At 56.9% G+C, this 24,396-nt stretch carries 24 protein-coding genes; 16 read left to right on the top strand and 8 right to left on the bottom strand.

Going from position 1 to position 24,396, the window contains the following annotated elements:
- Window positions 1-3,458: calcium-binding protein (locus BW686_RS23190; protein ID WP_306298902.1), on the top strand; the 3,458-nt coding region annotated here is incomplete at its 5' end.
- A 434-nt stretch (window positions 3,459-3,892) separates the two neighbouring features.
- Here the strand turns inward: BW686_RS23190 and yacG are convergent.
- Genes yacG through pilB form a run of 5 tightly spaced genes read right to left on the bottom strand, consistent with a single transcriptional unit; the run spans window position 3,893 to window position 8,507 of the window.
- Entirely contained in the window at window positions 3,893-4,102 is a 210-nt protein-coding gene (yacG, locus tag BW686_RS23185) for a DNA gyrase inhibitor YacG (RefSeq protein ID WP_007251656.1), read from the bottom strand.
- A complete protein-coding gene (gene coaE, locus BW686_RS23180; protein ID WP_084919886.1) occupies window positions 4,099-4,722 on the bottom strand; it encodes a dephospho-CoA kinase in 624 nt (207 codons plus the stop codon). The genes yacG and coaE overlap by 4 nt, the downstream gene beginning before the upstream one ends.
- Complete coding sequence (locus BW686_RS23175; RefSeq protein WP_084919883.1) at window positions 4,719-5,591, bottom strand: prepilin peptidase; 873 nt, start codon at window positions 5,589-5,591, stop codon at window positions 4,719-4,721. Before BW686_RS23175 ends, coaE begins: the two co-directional genes overlap by 4 nt.
- Before the next feature lies 1 nt (window position 5,592).
- A complete protein-coding gene (locus tag BW686_RS23170; protein WP_084919880.1) occupies window positions 5,593-6,810 on the bottom strand; it encodes a type II secretion system F family protein in 1,218 nt (405 codons plus the stop codon).
- 2 nt (window positions 6,811-6,812) lie between these two features.
- Window positions 6,813-8,507 (bottom strand): type IV-A pilus assembly ATPase PilB, encoded by a 1,695-nt coding sequence (gene pilB, locus BW686_RS23165; RefSeq protein ID WP_084919877.1) that lies wholly within the window; start codon window positions 8,505-8,507, stop codon window positions 6,813-6,815.
- A 226-nt stretch (window positions 8,508-8,733) separates the two neighbouring features.
- Between pilB and BW686_RS23160 the strand changes: the two genes are divergently transcribed.
- On the top strand, window positions 8,734-9,147 hold the full coding sequence (locus BW686_RS23160) for a pilin (RefSeq protein ID WP_084919875.1): 414 nt from the start codon (window positions 8,734-8,736) through the stop codon (window positions 9,145-9,147).
- Between the two features lie 308 nt (window positions 9,148-9,455).
- Here BW686_RS23160 and BW686_RS23155 read toward each other — a convergent pair whose 3' ends face one another.
- On the bottom strand, window positions 9,456-9,809 hold the full coding sequence (locus BW686_RS23155) for a winged helix-turn-helix transcriptional regulator (protein WP_084919872.1): 354 nt from the start codon (window positions 9,807-9,809) through the stop codon (window positions 9,456-9,458).
- Window positions 9,810-9,966: 157 nt separating this feature from the next.
- Here BW686_RS23155 and gstA point away from each other — a divergent pair, with 157 nt between their 5' ends.
- Entirely contained in the window at window positions 9,967-10,587 is a 621-nt protein-coding gene (gene gstA, locus BW686_RS23150) for a glutathione transferase GstA (protein ID WP_084919870.1), read from the top strand.
- A 95-nt stretch (window positions 10,588-10,682) separates the two neighbouring features.
- Here the strand turns inward: gstA and BW686_RS23145 are convergent, their stop codons facing one another.
- On the bottom strand, window positions 10,683-11,228 hold the full coding sequence (locus tag BW686_RS23145; RefSeq protein ID WP_084919867.1) for a DUF1523 family protein: 546 nt from the start codon (window positions 11,226-11,228) through the stop codon (window positions 10,683-10,685).
- A 119-nt stretch (window positions 11,229-11,347) separates the two neighbouring features.
- Here BW686_RS23145 and BW686_RS23140 point away from each other — a divergent pair, with 119 nt between their 5' ends.
- The 13 genes from BW686_RS23140 to BW686_RS23080 all read left to right on the top strand — a co-directional run bounded on the left by BW686_RS23140 (window position 11,348) and on the right by BW686_RS23080 (window position 22,956).
- Window positions 11,348-12,346, top strand: coding sequence for an ATP-grasp domain-containing protein (locus BW686_RS23140; RefSeq protein ID WP_084919865.1), 999 nt, complete (start codon window positions 11,348-11,350; stop codon window positions 12,344-12,346).
- 54 nt (window positions 12,347-12,400) lie between these two features.
- Complete coding sequence (locus BW686_RS23135) at window positions 12,401-13,549, top strand: trypsin-like peptidase domain-containing protein (RefSeq protein WP_084919862.1); 1,149 nt, start codon at window positions 12,401-12,403, stop codon at window positions 13,547-13,549.
- A gap of 66 nt (window positions 13,550-13,615) precedes the next feature.
- Complete coding sequence (locus BW686_RS23130; protein WP_084919860.1) at window positions 13,616-14,749, top strand: phosphoribosyltransferase domain-containing protein; 1,134 nt, start codon at window positions 13,616-13,618, stop codon at window positions 14,747-14,749.
- The gene (locus BW686_RS23125; RefSeq protein WP_084919857.1) at window positions 14,742-15,500 is read left to right on the top strand and encodes a trehalose phosphatase; all 759 of its coding nucleotides are present in this window, start codon (window positions 14,742-14,744) and stop codon (window positions 15,498-15,500) included. Before BW686_RS23130 ends, BW686_RS23125 begins: the two co-directional genes overlap by 8 nt.
- Window positions 15,493-16,587, top strand: coding sequence for a cysteine protease StiP family protein (locus tag BW686_RS23120; protein ID WP_084919854.1), 1,095 nt, complete (start codon window positions 15,493-15,495; stop codon window positions 16,585-16,587). Before BW686_RS23125 ends, BW686_RS23120 begins: the two co-directional genes overlap by 8 nt.
- Complete coding sequence (locus BW686_RS23115) at window positions 16,587-17,537, top strand: HpcH/HpaI aldolase/citrate lyase family protein (RefSeq protein ID WP_084919852.1); 951 nt, start codon at window positions 16,587-16,589, stop codon at window positions 17,535-17,537. Before BW686_RS23120 ends, BW686_RS23115 begins: the two co-directional genes overlap by 1 nt.
- The gene (locus BW686_RS23110) at window positions 17,538-18,284 is read left to right on the top strand and encodes an HAD-IB family hydrolase (RefSeq protein WP_084919848.1); all 747 of its coding nucleotides are present in this window, start codon (window positions 17,538-17,540) and stop codon (window positions 18,282-18,284) included.
- Window positions 18,285-18,331: 47 nt separating this feature from the next.
- Window positions 18,332-18,925 (top strand): TerD family protein, encoded by a 594-nt coding sequence (locus tag BW686_RS23105; protein ID WP_084919845.1) that lies wholly within the window; start codon window positions 18,332-18,334, stop codon window positions 18,923-18,925.
- Window positions 18,922-20,175 carry a TerD family protein gene (locus tag BW686_RS23100; protein ID WP_084919843.1) on the top strand — a complete coding sequence of 418 codons (1,254 nt, stop codon included), beginning with the start codon at window positions 18,922-18,924 and terminating at the stop codon, window positions 20,173-20,175. The genes BW686_RS23105 and BW686_RS23100 overlap by 4 nt, the downstream gene beginning before the upstream one ends.
- 51 nt (window positions 20,176-20,226) lie before the next feature.
- The gene (locus tag BW686_RS23095) at window positions 20,227-20,676 is read left to right on the top strand and encodes a tellurite resistance TerB family protein (RefSeq protein WP_084919840.1); all 450 of its coding nucleotides are present in this window, start codon (window positions 20,227-20,229) and stop codon (window positions 20,674-20,676) included.
- A gap of 26 nt (window positions 20,677-20,702) precedes the next feature.
- Window positions 20,703-21,737 carry a TerC/Alx family metal homeostasis membrane protein gene (locus tag BW686_RS23090; RefSeq protein ID WP_003383242.1) on the top strand — a complete coding sequence of 345 codons (1,035 nt, stop codon included), beginning with the start codon at window positions 20,703-20,705 and terminating at the stop codon, window positions 21,735-21,737.
- Window positions 21,738-21,764: 27 nt separating this feature from the next.
- On the top strand, window positions 21,765-22,340 hold the full coding sequence (locus tag BW686_RS23085) for a TerD family protein (RefSeq protein WP_005895685.1): 576 nt from the start codon (window positions 21,765-21,767) through the stop codon (window positions 22,338-22,340).
- Between the two features lie 37 nt (window positions 22,341-22,377).
- Complete coding sequence (locus BW686_RS23080) at window positions 22,378-22,956, top strand: TerD family protein (RefSeq protein WP_084919837.1); 579 nt, start codon at window positions 22,378-22,380, stop codon at window positions 22,954-22,956.
- A 183-nt stretch (window positions 22,957-23,139) separates the two neighbouring features.
- On the opposite strand, the gene BW686_RS23075 is transcribed toward BW686_RS23080, so the two are convergent.
- On the bottom strand, window positions 23,140-24,381 hold the full coding sequence (locus tag BW686_RS23075) for a VWA domain-containing protein (RefSeq protein WP_084919835.1): 1,242 nt from the start codon (window positions 24,379-24,381) through the stop codon (window positions 23,140-23,142).
- Window positions 24,382-24,396: the final 15 nt, after the last annotated feature.

The raw sequence follows: 24,396 nt of genomic DNA, 5'->3' as shown, positions 1-24,396 counted from the left end.
TCATGAGCGATGCGACCTCGGGTTATCAGATCGACCGCATCCAGTTTGCCGATGGTAGTAACTGGGATCAATCGATCATCAAGGCGCAGGTGCTCAAGAGCAGTGACGCAGCCCAGGTCCTGACCGGTTTTGCCAGCGACGATCTGATCGATGGCGGCATAGACGACGATACGTTGTACGGCGGTGCAGGGCAGGACAGGCTGTTGGGGGGGGACGGTGCCGACTCGCTAAACGGCGATGAGGGTGACGATTACCTCAATGGTGACGCAGGCAATGACACCCTTAACGGCGGCGCCGGAAATGATGTGCTCGATGGCGGTGCCGGCAATGATCGTCTGGATGGTGGCACCGGAGACGATACCTACCTGTTCGGCAAGGGCTCGGGCCAGGACACGATCTACTACGCCAACGAAAGCCGTGTCGGCAAGGTCGACCAGGTCAAACTGGTTGACCTCAATGCGGCTGATGTCAGCGTGGCGCGTGACGGTTATGACCTGGTGATTCGCATCAACGGTACGACCGATACCTTGCGTGTTACATATCACTTCATGAGCGATGCCACAGCGGGTTATCAGGTCGACCGGATTGTGTTTGCTGATGACAGCTTCTGGGATCAAACCGCGATCAAGGCCCAAGTGCTGCAAGGTACTGAAGCGGATGAAACCCTGGCTGGTACCGGCAGCGATGACATTATCAACGCAGCAGCAGGTGACGATGTCGTCAATGGCGGTAGTGGCAACGATACCCTCTCGGGCGGTATTGGTGCCGATACCTTGAATGGGGAAGATGGCAATGATGTGTTGAATGGGGGCGACGGTAAAGACACTCTCTATGGCGGCAACGGTAACGACCAACTCGATGGTGGTGCTGGCAATGACATGCTGGACGGCGGGAATGGTGACGACATTTACCTGTTCGGAAAAGGCTCGGGTCAGGACAGCGTCTACTACGCCTATGAGGGCCGCGCAGACAAACTCGATACAGTGAAGCTGATCGGGTTGAATGCGACGGATGTGAGCGTGCGTCGTGAGAGTAACGACTTGCTCATTCGCGTGCTGGGCACCACCGACAGCCTGCGCGTGGTGAGCCACTTCACCAACGACGCAACCTATGGTTACCAGATTGACCAGATCCAGTTCGCTGACGGTAGCACCTGGAATCAGGCGGCGATCAGGTCCGCAGTCTTGCAAGGAACCGATGCCGACGAGACGCTGGCAGGTACTGCCAGCGATGACAGCATTGATGCAGGCGCCGGTGACGACACCGTCAATGGGGGGAGCGGCAACGATACGCTATCAGGCAGCAAGGGCGCAGATACTCTCAATGGCGAAGCTGGAGATGATCTGATGCTGGGCGGTCTGGGCAACGACACCCTTAATGGCGGTCTTGGTAACGATATCCTTGATGGCGGTGCGGGTAATGATCGCCTCGATGGCGGAGATGGCGACGATACCTATCTATTTGCCAAGGGGGCCGGTCAAGACACGATCTATTACGCCTATGAAAATCGTGTGGGCAAGCTCGATACCGTCAAGCTGGTTGACCTGAACGCGGCGGATGTCAGCGTGCGTCGTGATGGTAACGACCTGCTTATTCGAGTGCTGGGTAGCACTGATAGCCTGCGTGTCGTTTATCACTTCCAGAGCGACGCCACGGGTGGATATCAAATCGACCGTATTCAGTTCGCAGATGGGAGTTTTTGGGATCAGGCCGCTATCAAGAACCAGGTCCTGCAGGGCAGCGAAGTTGAAGAAACTCTATCGGGCACTGGGGGTGACGATGTCATCGATGCGGGAGCGGGTGATGACATCATCAATGGCGCAGCCGGCAACGACACTCTGGCCGGCAATGCGGGTGCCGATAGCCTGAACGGCAACGAAGGCAATGACTTGCTGCTGGGCGGTGCGGGGAATGACAGTCTCATTGGCGGTACCGGTGATGACATCCTTGATGGCGGTTTGGGCAATGACCAACTTGACGGTGGCGAGGGCAACGATACCTATCTGTTCGGTAAGGGGGCGGGTCAAGACACGATTTACTACGCCTATGAAAATCGCGAAGGCAAGCTCGATACGATCAAGCTTACCGATCTCAATGCCTCTGATGTCAGCGTGCGCCGCGATGGTAACGACCTGATCATCCGGGTACTGGGTAGCACCGACAGCCTGCGAGTGGTTTACCACTTCCAGGGGGACGCCGCTGGCGGTTATCAAATCGACCGTATCCAGTTTGCCGATGGCAGTTTCTGGGATCAGAGCCAGATCAAATCCCAGGTCATGCAAGGCTCGGACATCGATGAAACCCTCTCCGGTACGTCCGGCAATGACTTGATCGACGCTGGTGCTGGCGACGATACGGTGAACGGTGGTAGCGGCAACGATACTTTGTCCGGAGGTGCGGGTGCTGACACGCTTAACGGTGACGGTGATAACGACTTGCTGCAAGGTGGAGCGGGCAATGACGCGCTCTACGGCGGAGATGGCAATGATGTTCTGGATGGTGGTGCCGGTAATGATCAACTGAACGGTGGTGACGGAGACGATACTTACCTGTTTGGCAAAGGCGCTGGCCAAGACACCATCTACTATGCCAATGAAGCCCGTGTCGGAAAGCTTGATACCGTAAAGCTTGCCGACCTGAATGTCAGTGATGTCAGTATCACTCGGGACAGCAGTGATCTGCTAATTCGCGTTAATGGCACAAACGATAGTCTGCGCGTGATGAATCACTTCGCCGAGGACGCAACCAGCGGGTATCAGATCGATCAGCTGCAATTTGCTGATGGCACACTCTGGAATCAGTCGGCCATCAAGTCCCAGGTACTGCTTGGAAATTCATCTGACCAGACCCTCCGCGGTTACGCGAGTGGCGATGTTATCAACGCTGGCGACGGCGACGATAACGCTTCCGGTGCGGCCGGCAATGACAGCATCTATGGCGGCAAAGGGCTTGATACGCTGTATGGCGACGAGGGCGACGACAGGTTGTACGGAGAGTCGGGCAACGACACTCTCTACGGCGGCGCGGGCAATGATGTACTCAACGGCGGCACTGGCAACGATAGCCTTATCGGGGGCGATGGCAGTGACATCTACGAGATCAACATTGGCTCAGGACGAGACGTCATCAACAACTACGATGTCAGTAGCGGCACGGATGTGCTGCAATTCGGCACAGAGGTAAGCCTTGAGGACCTCTGGTTCCGTCGCAGCGGCAGCGATCTTGAAGTCAGTATTATCGACACCAACGATAAGGTGCTGGTGAGCAATTGGTACGCAGCCAATTACTATCAGGTGGATCAGTTCAAAACTGCCGACGGCAAAACGCTGCTGGATAGCCAAGTGCAAAGCCTGGTCGACAAAATGGCGTCATTCGGAGTTGATGCAGGGGCCGAGCGAAACCTCACGGCTGCACAGCAAACCCAGTTAGACGCTGTGTTGGCTGCCAACTGGCAGTAAGGCAGAGGGAAGAGAGGTGTATCGGTTATCGATACATCTCTTTTTTCAAAACCATGTTTAGCGGCAGTCGCGTTCAGGTATCTCTATTGAATATCTGAATTGCGCAAACCATGACACACCCATTTATTGGTTTTTTAACTCAAGGAGAGTTTTATGCAAGAAGGAAACGTCAACGGACCGGATATCGTGTCTGAGGTCTGGTGTGACAAGTGCGCATCAGAAGGTGAGCGTCGAGGGAGATTTACAGTTACAGGGGCGGGTCCTGTGTCAGTCCAGCCTTGTCAAAGGTCGAGTTGTGGCGATCCATTGGCTGAGGTGAGAAAGAACAAGAAGAAATAGTCGCATCTTACGACGGCACACCACAGCCGCTTGAAATAAGGCAGCTGTGGTCTTCGTGAGCAATGCAAATCGCCGCCCTCTTCAGCTTCTAAACTTCAATGCCCCCGGTGCGGGGCCTCCAGATCACCCGAAAACATCTCATCCTCAGCATCCGGGCTCACCGGAATCGCATGTTCTTCGGAAGCCCATGCTCCCAGATCAATCAGCTTGCAGCGCTCTGAGCAAAACGGACGGCTCGGGCTGGCGGCGCTCCATTCCACGGGGGCGTCGCAGGTTGGGCATTGAACGGTCATTGGTTGGCTCATGAGTGGCCTCCACGCAAAGTAAGGTAAAAGTGGTGCAGTCGCTCGACTTCGCTGGTCAGCCAGGCGTGATCGCGGTCATTGACCAGTATGTCGTCGGCATGGCGCAGGCGATCTTCGCGCTGGATTTGCACTTTCAGAATGGCCTCGACCTGTTCCTGGCTGGAGCTGTCGCGTAGCATCGTGCGTTCTATCTGCAGTTGCGGTGGCACATCGATCACCAGCAGGCGCTGCACCATCCGGGATTGCCCGGATTCGATTAACAGCGGCGACACCAGAACGGCATACGGCGATTTGGCTTTAGCCAGATAGCTGACGATTTCCTGATTGACCAGCGGATGCAACAGCGCTTCCAGCCAGCGTCGCTGCTCCGGGTTTTCAAAGATCAGCTTGCGCAGCGCGCCACGGTCCAGCTCGCCGTTGGCCTGTAGCACGCCTTTTCCGAAGTGTGCGGCTATCTGCTCCAGCGCAGGACGCCCGGGCTCGACGACCCAGCGGGCGGCATGGTCGGCATCCACGGTGTCGATGCCGAGGTTGATAAAGCACTGCGCTGCCGCACTTTTACCGCTGCCAATGCCGCCAGTCAGGCCAAGAATCCAGGGTTTTTGATCGGGGTGGGTCATCTGAAACCGGCAAACTGCATGTAAGAGTCGGTTATTTGACCACCCCAGAGCAAAGCGATCCACCCCGCAATGGCCAGATAAGGACCAAAGGGGATCGGCGTGCCGCTTTCAACCCTGCGCACGCGCATCATGATCACCCCCAGCACCGCACCCACCAGCGACGACAACAGGATGGTCAGCGGCAGAATCTGCCAGCCGCCCCACGCGCCAAGCATGGCCAGCAACTTGAAGTCGCCATAGCCCATGCCTTCCTTGCCGGTCACCAGCTTGAACAGCCAATACACCGACCACAGCGCCAGATAGCCGGTCACCGCACCCCACAGCGCGTCGCCCAGCGAAGTGAAAAGCCCGAAGGAATTAACAATAAGGCCCAGCCACAGCAGCGGCAGTACCAAAGAGTCAGGCAGCAACTGGTGATCGGCATCGATCAGGCTCATTGCCAGCAGACCCCAGCTCAACACCAGCATTGCCGCAGCCTGCCAGCCATAGCCGAAGTGCCAGGCGATATAAGCCGATAACACTGCGCAGGTCAGCTCGACCAGCGGATAGCGCTTGCTGATGGGCGCTTTGCATTGCGAGCATTTGCCGCGCAATAACAGGTAGCTGATGACCGGCAGGTTTTCCCATGGGCGGATCTTGTGCGTGCAATGCGGGCAAGTGGAGTTCGGGAGGACCAGATTGAAGACGGGTTGGTCCGGTTCGGCGTGAAGGCCGAGCATTTCGCGGGACTGAGCTTTCCAGTCGCGCTCCATCATGATTGGGAGGCGGTAGATGACTACGTTGAGGAAACTTCCGACGATGAGACCGAGTAGGGCAATGAAAATAACGAATGCAAGCGATGAGCTGGCCAGGAGGTCGAGATAGGGCATGTTAAACTGCGTTTCCGAGTGTAAAAATAGGGAGGTACATGGCGATTACTAGCCCTCCTACTACGATCCCCAAAATGGCCATAATCATTGGCTCCATTAAGCTGGTTAGGCTGTCAACCATATTATCAACTTCATCCTCATAATAAGTCGCAACTTTATCTAGCATGTTATCCAATGCACCTGATTCTTCGCCGATCGCTGTCATTTGGATCGCCAGACTGGGAAATACGCCAGTCGAACGCATCGAAAAATTCAGTTGCATACCTGTAGAAACGTCCTGTTTGACTTTATTAACTGCATTTTTGAAAACCACGTTCCCGGTAGCACCGGCTACCGAGTCCAAGGCCTCGACCAACGGAACGCCAGCAGCAAAAGTTGTTGCAAGGGTGCGTGCATACCGAGCTACAGATGATTTGAAAATTAGAGGGCCAATAATAGGGACTTTTAACAAGAATCGATCAATTCCGTCACGGAAATTTTGAGATTGTTTGTAAGCTCGTTTAAATAAAAAGAAGCCGGCAAAAAATAACCCAATGATTGCCAGCCACCATTGCTCGACAAACTCTGAAAGCCCTATAACCATAAGAGTGAATGCGGGTAATTTCGCACCAAATCCTGCAAAAACAGTCTGAAATTGCGGCACCACTTTTATCAGTAGAATACCTGATACGATAATTGCAACTATTAATACAGCAATAGGGTAAGTCATGGCTTTCTTGATTTTTGCCTTTAGCTTTTCGGTTTTTTCTTTATAGCTAGCTACGCGATCTAATAGACTTTCAAGCGCCCCTGCTTGCTCTCCTGCATCTACCAGATTGCAAAACAGATCGTCAAAGTATTCAGGCTTTTGCCGCAGGGCGGTTGCAAAGCTATTACCAGCCGAAACTTCTTGCTTGAGCGAACCCACTAAAGCTCGCATATTTGGATTCTCCGCACCCTCACTAATGATATCGAAGGACTGTAGTAGCGGCACGCCAGCCTTCATCATCGTTGCCATTTGACGAGAAAAAAATGCAATGTCCAACGGCTTTATTTTCTTGCCCTTGCCAAATATCGAAACCGATTTCTTGCGCACTCTGGTTGGGTTCACGCCCTGCTTGCGCAATTGGGCTTTGACGAGAGCCAGGTTATGCCCACTGACCTCTCCACTGAGCTTGCCGCCTTTCTTATCAACACCTTCCCAAGTGTAGATACTGACTTTGACTACCTTGCTGGCCATGCTTAATCCTTGGTGACCCGGTTGACTTCTTCGAGGCTAGTGATGCCCTGCATAGCCTTTGACAGGCCCGAGGTCCGCAGGTCATTGAAGCCGTCTTTACGCATCTGCCTGGATATCTCCAGTGAGTTGCCCTCTTCCATAATGATGCGCTCCAGCTCCGCTGTTTTCTTCACCACTTCGTAGATACCTACCCTGCCTCTGTAGCCGCCATTGCAGTGCTCGCAGCCCACCGGTCCATAGATTTTGAACGTGCCAATTTTTGACTCCGGGAAGCCTTCCTGAATCAGTGTTTCGCGGGGGATGTCGAGCTCCCTCTTGCAGTGGTTGCACAGCTTGCGCGCAAGTCGTTGCGCGATAATCAAATTGATTGCTGTAGCAATGTTGAATGCGGCTACACCCATATGATGCAGTCGCGTCAACGTTTCTGCCGCGCTGTTGGTGTGCAGGGTAGACAGCACCATATGGCCGGTCTGCGATGCCTTGATAGCAATTTCTGCAGTTTCCAGATCGCGTATCTCACCCACCATGATGACGTCGGGATCTTGACGCAGAAAAGCACGTAAGGCCTGGGAAAAGTCCAGTCCTTGGCGCGGGTTGACGTTGACCTGATTGATACCCTCCAGGTTGATCTCCACCGGGTCTTCAGCGGTAGAAATGTTGATGTCCACGGTGTTGAGGATATTAAGGCCGGTATACAGTGAAACGGTCTTGCCGGAACCCGTAGGGCCGGTCACCAGAATCATACCTTGTGGCTGTTTCAGCGCCTCCAGATACAGCGCTTTTTGCTCCGGCTCGTAACCCAGAGCATCAATGCCCATCTGCGCGCTGGTCGGGTCAAGAATCCGCATCACGATCTTCTCGCCCCACAGCGTGGGCAGAGTATTCATACGGAAATCGATGGCTTTAGTCTTGGAGACACGCAACTTGACCCGGCCATCCTGCGGTTTGCGTCGCTCGGAAATATCGAGGCTGGCCATGACCTTCAGGCGTGCAGCAATACGGTTCGCCAGATGGATCGGCGGTCTGGCGACTTCATGCAAAATACCGTCGGTGCGCAAACGCACGCGGAAGATTTTTTCGTAAGGTTCGAAGTGCAGGTCAGAGGATCCTAACCGGATGGCATCCAACAACATTTTATTGACGAAACGAACAACGGGGGCGTCGTCAGCATCATTCTGCGCAGCGAGGGAGGTCTCCTTACCTTCAGCCGGTTCGATATCCAGCCCCAGATCGACGTCTTCCAGATTACCCAGACCGCTGTCACTGTCAAAAAACCTATCTATTGCGGTGGTCAGCTTGTCATCTTCTACCAGAATGGCTTCGGTGTTCAGACCTGTACTGAACTGAATATCGGTCACCGCCTGATGATTGGTCGGGTCCGATATGGCGATGAACAGCTTGTTGCCTCGTCGCCAGAGTGGGAGGGCGTGATGCTGCCGAATCAGCTTTTCACCCACCAATCCCTTAGGCTGGCTTTCCTTGTCCAGGCTCGCCAGATCCATAAATGGGACGCCAAACTGGTCCGAAGCCATTTCTGCCAGCGTCAGGCTTTTGACCAGTTTGTTCTGGACCAGATAGCTCACCAACGAAATCTTGTCGCGGCGCGCCTGCTGGTAGGCTTGCTGCGCAACAGCTTCAGTAAGTAGATCGGCTAGGACCAGTTGTTTGGCCAAACCAGTGAGGACAGCATCAGTCATAAAACCACCAGACACGGACAGTGTGAGGGTTATAGCGCAGTCGGGCTGTGCTGCCAAATGGCAGAGAGGCATGTGACGAAAATTGTCAGTTTCTGCGAATTTCAGGACGTCTATGGTCGCTGTATAGATGACATTAGCAGCGCCAGGAGTTGAAAATAGCTTTTGGCACGGCCTGTGCTTCCACGCTCCCAAGGCACCACCTAATTGACGCCTCGGAGAAGTAGATATGAACGTACAAAAAGGTTTCACGCTAATCGAATTGATGATCGTCGTAGCGATCGTTGGTATCTTGGCTGCCGTAGCTATCCCGCAGTACCAAAACTATGTTGCGCGCGCGAATGGCGCCAGTGCTGTCGCCACGCTTGACGCGGCAAAAACTCAAGTGGGTATAAATGCACAAGAGGGGCTTTCAACTGCACTATGCACTAACGTTACCATGCCCGCAAATGGTACCTGCAATGCTACAACCGGTGTATTGGTTAGTCCTTCAGTAGGGAATGGTACTTCTGCAACTACTGCTACTCTGACCCCTTCATTGGCTGCTGTCGGCGCTATCACCTGGACCTGCGCAGTGAGTAATGCTAAGTCCGCATCCAGTACCTGTGCTGGACCTGCTGCAGCCGCTACGACAACTCCATAAAAGTTAGCGTTAGTGGTTGGCGGATTGGCTCGTCTATCGGAGTATAGATGAGCCAAAACGCTGAGCGGATTTTTATAGTATCTAGCAGTTGCTGGCTTTTTACTGTTTATGGTTATAGGGTTTTCGTTGTTCAGTATTTGCGTGGTCCGCACTTGTTGCGTGGTCTATAAGTTTAAAAGAAACAACGCGCAGATTTTAGTTCTGTGTCGTGAGTTATTTTTTTAGCTAAGGTTGTTACGTTTTTAGAGTGGAGGGGGGAGTAGCGTGTTGTGAGTATGGGCTTTATAATGAATGTAACGTATTGCAACTTAACCCCCATCCATTCCCCGCCTCAACCGATACCCAATCTCCGCAATCGCCTTTATCGCCGGCAGCAACTCCAACCCCAGCTCAGAAAGACTGTACTCAGCCGAAGGCGGCGACGTCGCCAGCACCGTCCGAACAACCACACCTTTCTCCTCCATCTCCTTAAGCCGCACCGACAGCATCTTTGCCGAAATACCAGGAATGTCGACGCGCAACTCGCCGAACCGTCGAGGGCCGCCACTCAAGCTCCACAGCAGGTTCGGGGTCCAGACGCCGCCCAGCAACCACATGCAGGCAGCGACCGCGCATTCCGGGACGGGATGGCTGACTTTGCTTTTGCGCATTTTCAGGGACATTACGAAGGTATTCCTTTGTGGCGTCGCGAGTTTCCAAGGCGTAACCAGGTTACAAAACGGTAACCGGAGAATGAGGGTAACCTTAAGTTACCAGCTATACAAAAGTTATCCGGGTGCTAGGATCGGGTCACTCTCAACCACCGGAAGACTTGTCCTTATGAAGTTCTACTACACACCTGGATCCTGCTCGCTTGCTGCCCATGTCGTACTGCATGAGGCGGGTGTCGCTCATGAACTGGTCAAGGTCGATCTGCGCCAGCACAAGATTGAATCCGGTGAGGACTACTACGCGATCAACCCAAAAGGTGCTGTCCCTGCATTGGCGCTCGGTGATGGCGCTGTACTGACCGAAGGCGTTGCGGTGCTCCAGTATCTGGGCGACCACTTCGTACCCGCGCTGGTGCCAGCCAATGGCACGCTGGCGCGTGCAAGGCTGCACGAGATACTCAATTATCTGTCCGCTGAATATCACAAGGCCTGGACCCCGCTGTTCTATCTGGCAAAGGGAGCCGATGCCACCGATGCTCAGCGCCCGGTCATCGCCAAGCTGACCTACCTGAATGGCCTCTTGGCAGATGGTCGTGATTACCTGCTTGGTAATGACTTCAGCGTTGCCGACACTTACCTGTTCGCCGTAACCCGCTGGTCAGTCAACTTCGGCATTTCGCTGGACGAGCAGCCTGCGTTGAAAGCGTTCATGGCTCGTGTCGAAGCACGTCCGTCGGTCAAAGCGGTACTCAAGGCTGAGGGGCTGCCGGAGTTGTTCAGCAAGGGCTGAGTCCGCTACAAGACCAGAACAGATCCGACCGTTGAAATGAGAATGCCCCAGCGGATGTGCTTCGCTGGGGCATTGTTGTTTGATGCTACTGCTTGTTACCGAGGCATCCCATCAACCCGCGGCTGCCTGCGAACCCTTTTCCTTACCCCGACCACCACCATCAACACCAAAACGCCCACGACCACAAAAAAGATCGTGTTGAACACCGGGAACGGCTGATCACGACTCGTCACGGCTTCAATCTCCGTCACGTTGGGGAACATCGAGAGGATGGTTATCCGCCAGCCGTAATAGCGGATCAACGCCAGCTGTTGGGCGTCGCGGGAATAGCCTTGGGCTTTGGCCTGGATGTCGGCGGAGTCGAATTTGAAGTACCACGGGAAGCTCCACGCGGTGTCTTCGTTGCGGTAGACCACGACTTTCTTGGTGTCCGGATCTTCGGTGTTGATGAAGTACACGTCGCGGGTCGGGCCGTCTGCCGGGTTTTCGGCGTTGACCACGCCGTCGGCGTCCATTCTTTTGACTTCCACGCCGGTGATCATCACGACATCATGGCGCGGCAGGACGTAGTAGAGGCTCAATGCGCCGATCCCGAGTGCAACGAATACCACAAGCCAAATCGACCTTTTAAGCCACTTCATACCAGCGTCCTCTGTTTAAAATTGCGTGACTTTGCCCTAAACCGAACATTTCGAAGCAAAACAGTTATTACAAAATTCGACAAGGCCGTTTGAGGCGGCGCAGTCTTCCGGAGATTGACATGATTTGGTTCCTTGAAGGGCAGGCCAGCCAGCGCGATGTGATCATCGGTGCGCGTGATGCCTTGCCGGCGTCGGTACGCATTATCGCTTCTCATCGCCAGCAGCGCTCCGAAATTACCGGCCAGGCCGATGTGGCATTGCAAGAGCCGCTCGACAACGAAGAACGCATCGACTGGGTGCTGGATAAGGCTCGCTCCCTGGGTGTCACCGTTATTATTGCCGGTCGGGTGGGCGGTGTGTATGAAGCGCATCGCCCGCGGTTTGTCGCTGAGGGGTTGGACCTTGTCACGGGCGGAACGTCCCGGCAGACCTTCATGAATGTCGATGACAAAAGCCGGTTCACCGCAGCGGCCGAGGCGGCGGGGCTGGCCTGCATTCCGGCGATCACGGCTCACAACGCCGATGAGCTTCAGGCGGCCTACGACAGGTTGTCGATTTCCGGCGAGGTCTGCATCAAGCCGGTGGTCGGCATTTATGGCCAGGGTTTCTGGCGTTTCAGGGCTGATGTCGATGCGTTTCGCTGTTTCGCCAACCCCGATGCGCGCGAGACAACCTTCAAGGCGTACCTTGATGCCTATCGTCAGTCTGAAGACCTTCCGGCCATGCTGCTGATGCCGTACATGCCGGGCAGTGAGGTCTCGGTGGACATGGTGTGCGAGGGCGGCAAAGCGATTGCCTTCGTCGGGCGACGCAAGGTGGGCTTGAACCAGACGTTCGAGCGAGACAGCGAGGCCGTGCAACTGGCCGTGCGGGCCGCCGAGCATTTTGCCTGCGACGGGCTGATCAATGTGCAGACCCGCGACGACGCAGACGGCAAGCCGCGCCTGCTGGAGATCAACCCGCGCTACTCGGGCGGCATCGGTTATACGCGTCAAACTGGCATCAACCTGCCGGGTATTTTTGCAACTCGGCGTCTCGGGCTGAAAGAACCGGAAACACATTGGCTTGAGGATATTCGGGTCAAGCCCATCACCGTCGCTGTACGGGCTCTGGTTTGATCAGGATAATAGATTTTTGCTATCAATAATCGCTCTTATCAAGGAGGATCGGGCATGAAGCTTCTGGCGCCAGGTGCAAACACTGCTTTAGCAAACGCTCACTGCACCTGGAACCTGCAGAGCGGTACCTCTTCGGTTTTTGGTGAATACGCAGCAGTCGCTTTGCTGGCGGTCAACGAGAAACGTCAGCCGATGGGCGATCCGGCGCTGCTGCATCAGGAGCAGAGCTGGATGGAGTGGAGCGGCGGCCCTCAGGACGTCGGCTGTACGCTGAAGCTGGACCGGCTCCCGGCGGGCAGTGACCGGGTGCTGTTGATGGTTTATGTGTACGCCGCGATGGGGCCGGTTCGCGACTTCGCCAGCCTGCACCTGAAGGTGGACGCCGACATCGAGCATCGCCTGGACCTGCGTGACAACGGCGAAGCGGCGATCATCATCGGCGAGTTCTACAAGCGTCATGATCAATGGAAATTCCGGGCGCTGAGCGAAGGCTCGGCGTACGGGTTGTCGGCGTTCGGGCGCAAGATCGGCCTCGAAGTGGATGACCGTCACCCGCGCCGCCCGTCCGGTGGGTCGGGCGGCTCGGCAGGCGGTCCTCGACACGAGTCGGCGACCGGCACCGCGTTTGTGGTAGGCCCGGCACACGTCATGACCTGTGCGCATGTCATTGAAGACATGGGCGTGTTTTACATCTCTTCCCTGCAAGGCCGTTACAAGGCTGAGCCCGTGGTGATTGATCGCCGCAATGACATTGCGCTGCTGCGGGTGCAGGGCGCGCCGCTGTTGTCTCCGGTTACATTCCGGGACGGGCAGGGCTGTGAGCCGGGTGATACGGTGGCGGTGCTGGGCTATCCGCTCGCGTCGATTTCCGGTGGCGGGTTGCAGGTGACTCAGGGCGGGATCTCCGGACTGTTCGGGCTGCATAACGACGCCAGCCTGTTCCAGTTCACGGCGCCCATTCAGCCGGGTTCCAGCGGGAGCCCGTTATTCGACAACGGCGGTGCGGTCATCGGGATGGTGACGTCCACCGTCCCTGACGGGCAAAACATGAATTTCGCAGTGAAATCCGCACTGCTTCTGTCCTTTCTGCAGGCTTGCCGTATCGATGCGCCGCATGCCCGTCCGGAAAGGTCTTACACCACGACAGAAATCTCACGCACCGCCCAGTCATCGTTATGGCTCCTTGAAGCCTCTCGCCAATGACGTCGGTGTTGCCAGCCCAGGTGGCTGGCGTCTGGGGCTGCGGCCCCGTTACTCAGGAATTTATCGATGGACAGCAGCGCAGCTATTTCCACCCCTACAAGGCTTCGTGCTGATCTGCTCCGTGGTCGCCTCGATGTAAGCGTCGACTCGTCCACCATTGCCCCGGACTCTCTATTTGGATTCGCTGAACGGCGTAACCCCAAACGCGCGTTCCTGTTCGTGTCACGCGTTCTGGGTCGTCATATTCCAGCGCGCCCGAGTGTGATGCTCAAAAGCTTTCAGGACCTGGCCGGCAAGATCCCGGCCGACCTGCCCGGCCCGGTACTGGTCATCGGCATGGCCGAAACCGCCGTCGGACTCGGCGCTGGCGTGCATCGTGCCTATAGCGCAACGCGGCCCGATGCGTTGTACCTGGTCAGCACTCGCCATCCGACCGGCACCGAGTTGTTTGCCCGCTTTGAAGAAGAACACAGTCACGCCAGCGCCCACCTGATTCATCTGCCTGCCGACCCGGCGATGCGCGAGATGATGCTCAATGCGCGCTCGCTGGTGCTGGTCGATGACGAGGCGTCTACTGGCAAGACCTTCATCAATCTTCATCAAGCGCTGGTCGAGGCAGGATTGAGCAAGGTCGAGCGCGTGGTCACCTGCGTGCTCACCGACTGGTCGGCGGGCGCGGTCAGCACGTCAATGGGCGCGTCGGCCGAGCAGGTATCGCTGTTGCAGGGTTCGTATTCCTTCTACGAAGACATCAGCGCGCCATTGCCGGACATGCCGGAAGTCGGCACCGTCGCGATGGGGGACTGGCCTCTGGTGACCGCCAATGACTGGGGCCGAATGGGCGTGCTGTCGGTGGCCGACACCCTGGCACCGGGCCTTGCGGTCAGTAAGGGCGAGCGTGTGCTGGTGGTCGGCACCAGCGAGTTCGTCTGGCGTCCGTTTCTGCTCGCCGAGCGTCTGGAAAAAGCCGGCGCGGATGTGCATTTCAGCTCCACCAGCCGTTCACCGATCGCGCTGGGTCACGCCATTGATCACGCGCTGTCGTTCTCCGACAACTACGGCCTGGGCATCCCCAACTTCCTTTACAACGTGCGACCGGGTCAGTTTGACCGGGTGCTGATCTGCACCGAAACCCCGAGGCAGGCCGTGCCGGCCGAGCTGATCGAGGCGCTGAACGCCGAGGTGATCTGCGATGAGTAATGACCGCCCGCTGATCTTCGTCGACCTGGACGACACGCTGTTCCAGACCGCGCGCAAAACACCGGCCGACATTGAAAAGCACGTCGCAACGCTGGATATCAGCGGTAACGCCAACGGTTACATGACCAACGTGCAGAAGTCGTTCGCCCATTGGTTGCTGGCCCACTCCGATGTGGTGCCGGTGACCGCACGCAGTGTCGAGGCCTACAGCCGGGTCAGGTTGCCGTTCACTGCCGGCGCGATCTGTTCGCACGGTGGCGTGATGCTCGACGTCATGGGGCGACTGGATCATGACTGGAACGAGCAGATGAAGCAGACCCTGGCCGGCTATCAGTCGCGCCTGCATGAGTTGTCTGCCACCACGCTGGCCATCGGTCAGGAACTGGGCTTTTCGTTACGCGGCTGGGTGGTCGAAGAGGCGCAACTGTTCCATTACGTCGTGACCAAGCACAACGAAAGCGATGACGGCATCCTGACGCAGGTGCTGGCCGAAGTTCAGGCCCGTGGCCTGCTCGAAGGCATGCACATTCACGGTAATGGCAACAACCTGGCATTTCTGCCTGACGGTCTGGCCAAGCGTTACGCCGTGCAGGAATGGCTGCGCCGCGACAGGGCGATCAACGGCGAGCGTCCGGTACTGGGTTTTGGCGACAGCATCACCGACCTGGGCTTCATGGACGAGTGCCACTGGTGGGCGACGCCTGCCCGCAGCCAGTTGGCGAAAATGTTTGTCGGAGCCGCACATGAGTGATCCCGTTCACGGGCTCGATACCGTCGGCAGTGGCAGTTATCTGGCCGATGACGTGCATTTTCTGTTGCGCAGCGTCCAGATACAGACCACTCGTGTCGAGGATAAGGAACGCCTGATCCAGACACGGCAAAAACATTATTCGGAAATGATCAGCGAGGAGTCCGCCCCAAGCGCTGCTCATCAAGCGTTGTATGAGCGGGCGCTCAGTCAGAACGGCGAGCGCATGGCCTATGATGTCCAGGCCTTGGCGCAGGCACTTGACCGGCAATGTACCGGGCCTGAAATCATTCTGGTGTCGTTCGTGCGTGCCGGCCTGCCGCTGGGCGTGCTGCTGCGTCGGGCGCTGATCGAACTGGGCCGTGAAGCGCATCATTACGGCATCAGCATCGTGCGTGACCGCGGCATCGACAACGTGGCGCTGGAAGCCATCGTTCAGGCTCACGGCGCGCAGAACATCGTGTTTGTCGATGGCTGGACCGGGAAAGGCGCTATCTCCGGGGAGATCCGGCGCAGTCTGGCAGGGGATGCGCGTTTCCCCGCAGACCCGCGGCTGGTGGTGCTGGCTGATCCCTGTGGCTGTGCCTGGCTGGCGGCTTCCGCAGAGGATTGGGTGATTCCTTCAGGCATCCTCGGCGCAACGGTCTCCGGGCTGGTGTCGCGTTCCATCTGGCCGGCGGACGGCGGGTTGCATGGCTGTGTGGTGTACGGGCAGTTGCAGGGCCACGACGTCACCCGTTCTTTTATTGAACAGATCGAGCGCCTGCGCCGTCAAAAGCGTTCAACGCTGACGCTGTCCCCCTGGACGCCGTCGCAACGCAGCGGGCTTAACGCTGCCGCGTCACAGGTGATCGACCGTCTGGCCGAACGCTTCGGCATCAATAATCTCAATCGCGTCAAACCGGGCATCGCCGAGGCGACCCGGGCGGTGATGCGCCGTGTGCCGGATCACGTGCTGGTCCGCAACCTGGCCGACAGCGACGTGCAATTGCTGCTGCACCTGACCGAGAAGGCGGGAATTCCCGTCGAAGAAGTCGGCGATGTTCTGGGGCCTTATCGGGCAGTGACCATCATTCGGAGTCTCAGCTAATGGCCTTGTTTTCGCCTTACGCGCTGGGGGCAACGCTGTACATGCCCGCCACCCGTGACGACATTATCGATGTGGTATTCGGCGAGAAGATTCCCGAGCTGCGTTCGCTGGTGGTCTGTCTTGAAGACGCGGTCGCCCTGATTGATGTCGAAACTGCGCTGCTCAACCTTCGCCAGGTGCTGACCCGCATTCAGGATCGCGGGGGGCGTCCGGCCAATGGTCCGCTGTTGTTCGTGCGCCCTCGAGACGCTGAAATGGCGCGCATTCTCAACGACTGGCCGCTGATGTCGCACGTTGACGGCTTTGTCGTCCCCAAGTTGTCGCTGAGCACCCTGACCCGCTGGGAGCAGGCGGTGACCAATCCGGCACTGGCCTTGATGCCGACACTGGAAACGCCGGAAGTATTCAACCCGACCGCTATGGTCGAACTGGGGCAGGCGTTGAAAGCCAGCCTGCACGAGCGGATCATTGCGTTGCGCATTGGCGGCAATGACCTGATGGGTTGCCTGGGTTTGCGCCGCAACCCGGCCATGACGCTGTATTCGACGCCAATGGGTTATGTCATTCCCATGCTGGCCGGCGTTATGGGTGCTCAAGGGTTTGCGCTGACGGCGCCGGTATTCGAGCAACTGGCCACACCGGACATTCTGGAGCAGGAACTGGCGCTTGATATCACCAATGGATTGGTCGGAAAGACGGCAATTCACCCCTCGCAGGTCAATATCATTCAGAATGCACTACGCGTCAGTCTGGAGGACATGAACTCCGCCCGGATGATTTTGAACTCTGTGGCCCCCGCCGTGTTCAAGTACAACGATGCTATGTGTGAACCGGCGACCCATTACAAATGGGCAACCCACATCATGGAGCGCGCCAAATGGCACGGAGTGTTACCCACACCCGCTTCGATCATGGATGCCAGCATTCGACTCGCTGAGGCAGTTAGCTAGATGATAGAACCTGACCTTGAAACTGTAGAACCGGATATCGAACCTGTAGGACCTGATCTTGAAATCGAAGTGGAACAACGCTTGCTGGCGGTGTTCGATTTCGACGGGACCATCACCCGGCATGACAGCTTTGTCCCTTTTCTCAAATTCGCTTTCGGGCAGCGTGCTTTTTCCATGCGCATGGCCCGACTGGTCTTGCCGAGCATTGGCTACCTGGCCAAACGCCTGACCCGCGATGAACTCAAAGGCCGTCTGATCAAGGCATTCTTGAGCGGCGTTGAAGTGCAGTGGCTGCAGCAAAAGGCCGAAGCCTTCTGCCAGTCTCACTGGAAACGCCTGATGCGTCCGGCTGCATTGGAGTCCATTGCGGCTGAAATCGAGAAGGGCGCCATTGTCACGCTATGTTCAGCATCGCCTGCTATGGTCCTGCAACCCTTCGCTGATCGCTTGAAAGTAGAGCTGATCGGCACCAACCTGGAAGTCATCGACGGCAAACTGACCGGGTTGATCGAGGGCAGCAATTGCCGTTGCGACTCGAAAGTGGCGCGCCTGGAAAGCGTTTACGGCCCGCTCACGCAGTTCCGGGTTCGTGCCTGGGGCGACACGCGGGGTGACCACGAACTGCTCGCCGCTGCTCAGGATGCGCACTGGCGATTGTTCCACCCGACGTGGCGTCGAGGCCGTTATAAAGGCCCCGTTAACGCCAAGTTACACAATCCTGATGGCAAAGACGGGCCAACCCGGTGAGGCTGTAACACTTTTATCTGTATCCCGACGTCCACATGGAGCGAAAAATGGCACTCACTTTGGCAAAGAACCAGACGATCTCACTCGAGAAAACTGCTGGCACCGGCCTCAAGAAAGTCAGTATGGGCCTGGGATGGGACCCTGAAAAAGCCAGTGGCTTTTTCGGTAAATTGCTCGGCGATGGCGGCGGTGATATCGATCTGGACGCATCCTGCATCATGCTCGACGCTGACAAAAATCGCGTCGATCTGGTCTGGTTCCGCCAACTGCAGTCGCGTGATGGTGCCATTGTTCACTCCGGCGACAACCGCACCGGCGAAGGTGCTGGCGATGACGAGACCATCAACATCGACCTGGAAAAGCTGCCTGCTACCGTCAGCTACCTGGTGTTTACCGTGAACTCGTTCACCGGTCAGAACTTCGAAAAAGTCGCCAATGCCTATTGCCGCATCGTGGACATGGGCAGCCGTAACGAGCTGGGCCGCTTCGATCTGCCTGAAAAAGGCCAGCACACCGGCGTGGTGATGTCCTACTTGTCGCGCACGCCTGCGGGCTGGGATTTCACCGCAGTGGGCAAGGTCACCAATGGCCGCACTGCCGAGGACCTGGTTGACCTGGCCATCGGAGCCATACGCGGATGACCCAACTTGTCCCGGGCGCCAACGCGCCAGTCGCTACCGGTCCTTTGACGGTAGAGATCATTTACTCACCGCTGGCGGACGCAGACATCGATGTGTCTGCATTTCTGCTCACCAGCTCCGGCAAGGTGCGCGGCGATCAGGACATGTGTTTCTACGGCCAGAAAAGCGTTAACGGCGGCGCGGTCCAGCAGACGGAAGCGTCGGCGGGTCGTGCGGTGTTCAGTCTTGACCCGAGCCGTCTGGATGCCGTCATCGAGAAGGTTGCCCTGACGGCGACCATCTACGAAAACAAAGCCAGCTTTGGCAGTGTGTCGCGTCTGGCCCTGAACATTACCGGGGGTATCGAAGCCGATATCCCTACGAACGGCATGAAAGAAACCGCGCTGATTCTGGGCGAGTTCTACCTGCGTCAGGGCGCCTGGAAATTCCGCTGTGTGGCGCAGGGGTTTGCAGGCGGGCTTGAGCCTCTGGCGAAAAACTTTGGCGTTGAAGTCGCCGCGCCCCAGGATCAACCTGCACCTGCACCTGCACCTGCACCTGCACCTGCACCTGCACCTGCACCTGCACCTGCACCTGCACCTGCACCTGCACCTGCACCTGCACCTGCGCCTGCGCCCGCTCCTGCAGCCAGGTCGACCGTCAACCTGAGCAAGATCACACTGGACAAGACCCGGGCGTCGATCAGCCTGGAAAAATCCAGCGCCGGTTTCGGCGAGATTCGCGTCAACCTGAACTGGAACCGCCGTAACGACAGCAAAGGCGGCGGCTTCTTCTCGATGAAAAAGAGCAATGCCATCGACCTTGATGTAGGCTGCCTCTTCGAATTGCAGGACGGCGCCAAAGGCGCTGTTCAGGCGCTGGGCAACTCGTTCGGTTCACTCAATACCGAGCCTTTCATCAAATTGATGGGTGACGACCGCACCGGCTCTATCAGCGACGGTGAGTGGTTGCACATCAATGGCGCTCACTGGAACAAGATTCGTCGAATTCTGGTCTATGCCTTCATTTACGAAGGCGCGCCAAACTGGAAAGAGACAGACGGAGTTGTCACCATTCATGCGCCGGGCCAGCCCCCGATCGAGGTCCGCCTCAACGAAGAGGGCGGGCGTCAGGGCATGTGCGCAATCGCCTTGCTGGAGAATGACAACGGTGCGGTCAAAGTGACGCGCCGGGTTGATTTCCACAACGGCCACAGCAATATGGACAAGGCCTATGGCTGGGGCATGCGCTGGGCCGCTGGCTCCAAGTAAACAACACCGTGGAATTTCTGGGCTGGCTGTGCCGCCTCATGGGAGATAGACATGCTGGACTGGTTGAAAACAAACGCGACAGCGGCCCGCGACAAGCTGGCAACTGAAGTTTCGAAGTTCAAGAATCGTGAATTCATGGACGCTGTGGTGTCCGGTTGTGCTTTGGTGTCTGCCGCTGACGGCGACATCAGCTCCAGTGAAAAGCAGAAAATGGCCGGCTTCATTCAGAACTCTCAGGAACTGAAGGTCTTTGACATGAAGGAGGTCATCCAAGGCTTCCAGGAAGCCTGCTCCAAGTTTGAATTCGATTATGAAATTGGCCGTGCCGAAGCGTTGAAAACCATCGGCAAGATCAAGAAGAAAGAAGATGCCTCCCGCCTGTTGGTGCGCGTCTGCTGTGCTATCGGTGGTGCAGATGGCAGCTTCGATGAGAAAGAGCGGGAAGTCTGCCGCACGATCTGCCGAGAGCTTGGCCTGAACCCGTCTGATTTCGACCTGTAATTTTTTACCCTAAGGAACGCAGTTAAATGGAAAGCACCTCTCTAGGCTTCCCTCCACTCACGATGGCGGTTTTCGTCGGTCTGGCCATCACGGCCATGGCCATCGACATGTTTTCCCACCGCGGAAACAAGCCGATCACCCTCGCGCAAGCCTCGGCATGGTCGATTTTCTGGGTCGCCATTTCGCTGGCTTTCGCCGGTTTCCTGTACGTGCAGCACGGCTCTGAAGTTGCCACCCTGTTCGTGACCGGTTATGCGCTGGAAAAAGTGCTGAGCGTCGACAACCTGTTCGTGTTCATGGCGTTGTTCTCCTGGTTCAAGATTCCGGATGGCTTGCGCCACCGTGTCCTGTACTGGGGCATCATCGGTGCCATCGTTTTCCGCGGCATCTTCGTCGCCATCGGTACAGGCCTGCTGGCGCTGGGTCCGTGGGTCGAGGTGGTGTTCGCGGTCATCGTTGCCTGGACAGCCATCATGATGCTCAGAGCGGGCGATGACGACGACGAAGAAGTCGATTACTCGCAACACATGGCGTACCGCTTCGCCAAGAAACTGTTCCCGGTGTGGCCAAAACTGCACGGCAGCAACTTCTTCGTGCGTCGCTCGGTGCTGGAAGAAGAAGTCAAAAAGCCTGAAAACGCCGGCATCACTCTGGCCGCCAAGGGCGCTCTGTTTGCGACCCCGCTGTTCCTGTGTCTGGTTGTGGCTGAAATCTCCGACGTGCTGTTCGCGTTCGATTCCGTGCCTGCAATCATCGCCGTGAGCCGCGAGCCACTGATCGTGTTCTCGGCCATGCTGTTCGCGATTCTCGGTCTGCGTACGCTCTACTTCGTACTTGAAGCCCTCAAGCGTTACCTGGTGCATCTGGAGAAAGCGGTTATTGCCTTGCTGTTCTTCATCGCCATCAAGCTGGGCCTGAACGCGACCAACCACTTGTTCCATCACGGTTACGAGATCAGCGCCAACGCCAGCCTGCTGGTTGTAGTTGTCGTGTTGATCATCGGTATCGTCGCCAGCCTGCTCTTCCCGGGTAAAGAAGAACCCGCCGAAGAAAAAGCGTAAACACTGGATAAAGGAGATAAACGAATCATGGCTTTGACTCTGCAAAAAGGTGGCAACCTTTCGCTGTCGAAAACCGACCCGACCCTGACCAATGTACTGATCGGTCTGGGCTGGGATCCGCGTGCCACTGACGGCCAGGAGTTCGACCTGGACGCCAGCGCATTCCTGTTGGGTGCCAATGGCAAAGTCCGCAGTGAAGCTGACTTCATTTTCTACAACCAGCTCAAGAGCGCCGACGGTTCTGTCGAGCACACCGGCGACAACCGCACGGGTGCTGGCGACGGCGATGATGAAGTGCTCAAGGTTGATCTGACCCGCGTGCCAGCCGATGTCGATAAGGTTGTTTTCGTCGTGACCATTCACGATGCCGACAGCCGCAAGCAGAACTTCGGGCAGGTGGGCGGCTCGTTCATTCGCGTCCTGAACGAAAAGTCAGGCTCTGAAGTTGTTCGCTACGACCTGGCAGAAGATGCTTCGACCGAAACTGCAATGGTGTTTGCCGAGCTGTACCGCAACGCTGGCGAGTGGAAGTTTCGTGCAGTAGGCCAGGGTTATGCCGGTGGCTTGAAAGCTGTGGCCAATTCCTTCGGCATGAATTTCTGATTCGCGCCCTATCAATTTTCCAGAAAGGATTACGAACATGGCTGTAAGTCTGAGTAAAGGCGGCAACGTTTCCCTCTCCAAGGAAGCGCCTGGTCTGACAGAAATCACCGTGGGCCTGGGTTGGGATCCTCGTGTTACCGATGGCACCGAATTCGACCTGGATGCGTCGATCTTCATCGTTGGCGAAAATGGCAAAGTGCTGGACGACAACAGCTTCATTTTCTACAACAACAAAAAGTCGGCTGACGGTTCGGTCGAGCACTTGGGCGACAACCGCTCAGGCGCAGGTGACGGCGACGACGAGCAGGTTAACGTCAAGCTCACCGGCTTGGCTGCTGCGGTCAAGAAGCTGGTTTTCGCGGTCACCATCCACTCGGCTGAAGAGCGCAAGCAGAGCTTTGGCCAGGTCGGAAACGCTTACATCCGCGTTGTGAACAAGGCAGATGGCAAGGAAATCGCTCGTTACGACTTGTCGGAAGATGCATCGACTGAAACCGCGATGATCTTCGGCGAGCTGTATCGCAACGGCGACGAGTTCAAGTTCAAGGCCATCGGCCAGGGCTTTGCGGGCGGTTTGAAGCCGTTGGCAGAAGCTCACGGCGTTGCAATCGGCTAAACCCGATCAGCGTCCGATAAAAACCCCCGCCAGCAACGGCGGGGGTTTTTTATTGGAGCTTTTCAGGCTTCTGCCCAAAGGGCGTGGGAGCGGGCTTGTCCGCGAAGACGGTGTATCAGACGATGGGTTTCTCGGCGATCATGCCGGCCCTGGTTGGGGTTATCGTTCCGCACGCTCGACGTTCTACAAAATCCCCGCACCCTTGGCCGCTTTCAGCCAGTCCGGAAACTCTTCCATCAGCAGGTCATAGAGTTTCTCTTCCGGCACTTCGTCCAGGCGGTCCAGGGCGAAGAAATTGCAGTTGTCGACAACCCTGCCGCCCATGTCATCGAGCTTTTCCAGAATGCCGTAGCCGCGACCGCCCAGGCCCACGAACTGCCAGAAGATCGGCAGCCTGGCGGCCTCAATCATCAGTTTGGTAATTTCGCGGTCTTGATGCACGCCGCCGTCGCTGATGAACAGGATGTAGACCGGCGTCTTGTCACCCGACTTCTTATAATAGTCGATGACCATGCGCATCGCCTTCGGCTCATCGTTGATGCGTGCGCCCAGCTCCCAGTCTTTCCAGCCACCGTGGTCGGTCTTGATGAAGTTCTGGAAGTTGGCCAGCGTGACCGCGTTCAACTGCTGCGGTTTTGCCCCGAACGCCCAGCAATCCAGCGCGCCGTCGTCATCGAAATGCACCGCGAGGGGGATCAGGCGATCAATCACTTCCTGAACGTGGCCACGGGTGTATTGCGGGTTCATCGAGCCAGACGCATCCAGCACCAGACCGACCCGTGCCTTGGTGTCAGTCAGCCTGGCTTTCTCCAGGCTGACCTGAGCTTTCTTCGCCAGGCTGATCAACTGCGGTGCCGCGTCGGCAATTTTCTTTTCCAGTGAAATGCGCGCGGGGGCGGCAGGTGCGGCCGGCGGCGCGTCAGCGACTTCGCCACCAAAATGCACCACCAGCGCGTCCAGCCCGGCGTTGTAGCCCTGCAGGTTGGATGCGATGCGCCATTCACCGTTCTTGCGGTAAATGTCAGCAACCATGATGGCTTTCTCGGCGGCGAAGGTTGCGCCGGAGAATTCGCCACGAGCCACTTCGCTGCCCTGATGCCGAATGCTGAAATGACTCGCCTGGATATCGCTCATGACGCCCGCACCATCGATGGACGCGGTGAACACCAGCCTGTCGATAGACGCTGGCAAGCTGCCCAGTGCCAGCTGGAAATCCCCGCCGTTGGCCTGTTTTACGCTGCCGCATGGGCTGGTCGGTTGATTGAAGAAGATCATGTAGCGGTCGTCCGACAGCTTGCCGTTGGCATCGACGCCAAAGCAGACGTAATCAATCACATGCGCGGATTTGATCACGAGCGACAGCGTGAGATCGTTGCCCTGAATCAGCGTGGAAAGAGGGATGCGTTGGCCTTGAGTAATCTGCATGTCGCTTCCTTGGCA

Source organism: Pseudomonas syringae (genome assembly GCF_002157375.1).
In the GTDB taxonomy this organism is placed as follows: domain Bacteria; phylum Pseudomonadota; class Gammaproteobacteria; order Pseudomonadales; family Pseudomonadaceae; genus Aquipseudomonas; species Aquipseudomonas syringae_T.
Note: the sequence above shows the minus strand (reverse complement) of the source record. Positions and strands in the feature narration are given on the sequence as shown.

Excerpts from the sequence above, each read along its gene's own strand:
- yacG (WP_007251656.1), bottom strand. The coding sequence starts at position 4,102 with ATGAGCCAACCAATGACCGTTCAATGCCCAACCTGCGACGCCCCCGTG.
- coaE (WP_084919886.1), bottom strand. The coding sequence starts at position 4,722 with ATGACCCACCCCGATCAAAAACCCTGGATTCTTGGCCTGACTGGCGGC.
- BW686_RS23175 (WP_084919883.1), bottom strand. The coding sequence starts at position 5,591 with ATGCCCTATCTCGACCTCCTGGCCAGCTCATCGCTTGCATTCGTTATT.
- BW686_RS23170 (WP_084919880.1), bottom strand. The coding sequence starts at position 6,810 with ATGGCCAGCAAGGTAGTCAAAGTCAGTATCTACACTTGGGAAGGTGTT.
- pilB (WP_084919877.1), bottom strand. The coding sequence starts at position 8,507 with ATGACTGATGCTGTCCTCACTGGTTTGGCCAAACAACTGGTCCTAGCC.
- BW686_RS23160 (WP_084919875.1), top strand. The coding sequence starts at position 8,734 with ATGAACGTACAAAAAGGTTTCACGCTAATCGAATTGATGATCGTCGTA.
- BW686_RS23155 (WP_084919872.1), bottom strand. The coding sequence starts at position 9,809 with ATGTCCCTGAAAATGCGCAAAAGCAAAGTCAGCCATCCCGTCCCGGAA.
- gstA (WP_084919870.1), top strand. The coding sequence starts at position 9,967 with ATGAAGTTCTACTACACACCTGGATCCTGCTCGCTTGCTGCCCATGTC.
- BW686_RS23145 (WP_084919867.1), bottom strand. The coding sequence starts at position 11,228 with ATGAAGTGGCTTAAAAGGTCGATTTGGCTTGTGGTATTCGTTGCACTC.
- BW686_RS23140 (WP_084919865.1), top strand. The coding sequence starts at position 11,348 with ATGATTTGGTTCCTTGAAGGGCAGGCCAGCCAGCGCGATGTGATCATC.
- BW686_RS23135 (WP_084919862.1), top strand. The coding sequence starts at position 12,401 with ATGAAGCTTCTGGCGCCAGGTGCAAACACTGCTTTAGCAAACGCTCAC.
- BW686_RS23130 (WP_084919860.1), top strand. The coding sequence starts at position 13,616 with ATGGACAGCAGCGCAGCTATTTCCACCCCTACAAGGCTTCGTGCTGAT.
- BW686_RS23125 (WP_084919857.1), top strand. The coding sequence starts at position 14,742 with ATGAGTAATGACCGCCCGCTGATCTTCGTCGACCTGGACGACACGCTG.
- BW686_RS23120 (WP_084919854.1), top strand. The coding sequence starts at position 15,493 with ATGAGTGATCCCGTTCACGGGCTCGATACCGTCGGCAGTGGCAGTTAT.
- BW686_RS23115 (WP_084919852.1), top strand. The coding sequence starts at position 16,587 with ATGGCCTTGTTTTCGCCTTACGCGCTGGGGGCAACGCTGTACATGCCC.
- BW686_RS23110 (WP_084919848.1), top strand. The coding sequence starts at position 17,538 with ATGATAGAACCTGACCTTGAAACTGTAGAACCGGATATCGAACCTGTA.
- BW686_RS23105 (WP_084919845.1), top strand. The coding sequence starts at position 18,332 with ATGGCACTCACTTTGGCAAAGAACCAGACGATCTCACTCGAGAAAACT.
- BW686_RS23100 (WP_084919843.1), top strand. The coding sequence starts at position 18,922 with ATGACCCAACTTGTCCCGGGCGCCAACGCGCCAGTCGCTACCGGTCCT.
- BW686_RS23095 (WP_084919840.1), top strand. The coding sequence starts at position 20,227 with ATGCTGGACTGGTTGAAAACAAACGCGACAGCGGCCCGCGACAAGCTG.
- BW686_RS23090 (WP_003383242.1), top strand. The coding sequence starts at position 20,703 with ATGGAAAGCACCTCTCTAGGCTTCCCTCCACTCACGATGGCGGTTTTC.
- BW686_RS23085 (WP_005895685.1), top strand. The coding sequence starts at position 21,765 with ATGGCTTTGACTCTGCAAAAAGGTGGCAACCTTTCGCTGTCGAAAACC.
- BW686_RS23080 (WP_084919837.1), top strand. The coding sequence starts at position 22,378 with ATGGCTGTAAGTCTGAGTAAAGGCGGCAACGTTTCCCTCTCCAAGGAA.
- BW686_RS23075 (WP_084919835.1), bottom strand. The coding sequence starts at position 24,381 with ATGCAGATTACTCAAGGCCAACGCATCCCTCTTTCCACGCTGATTCAG.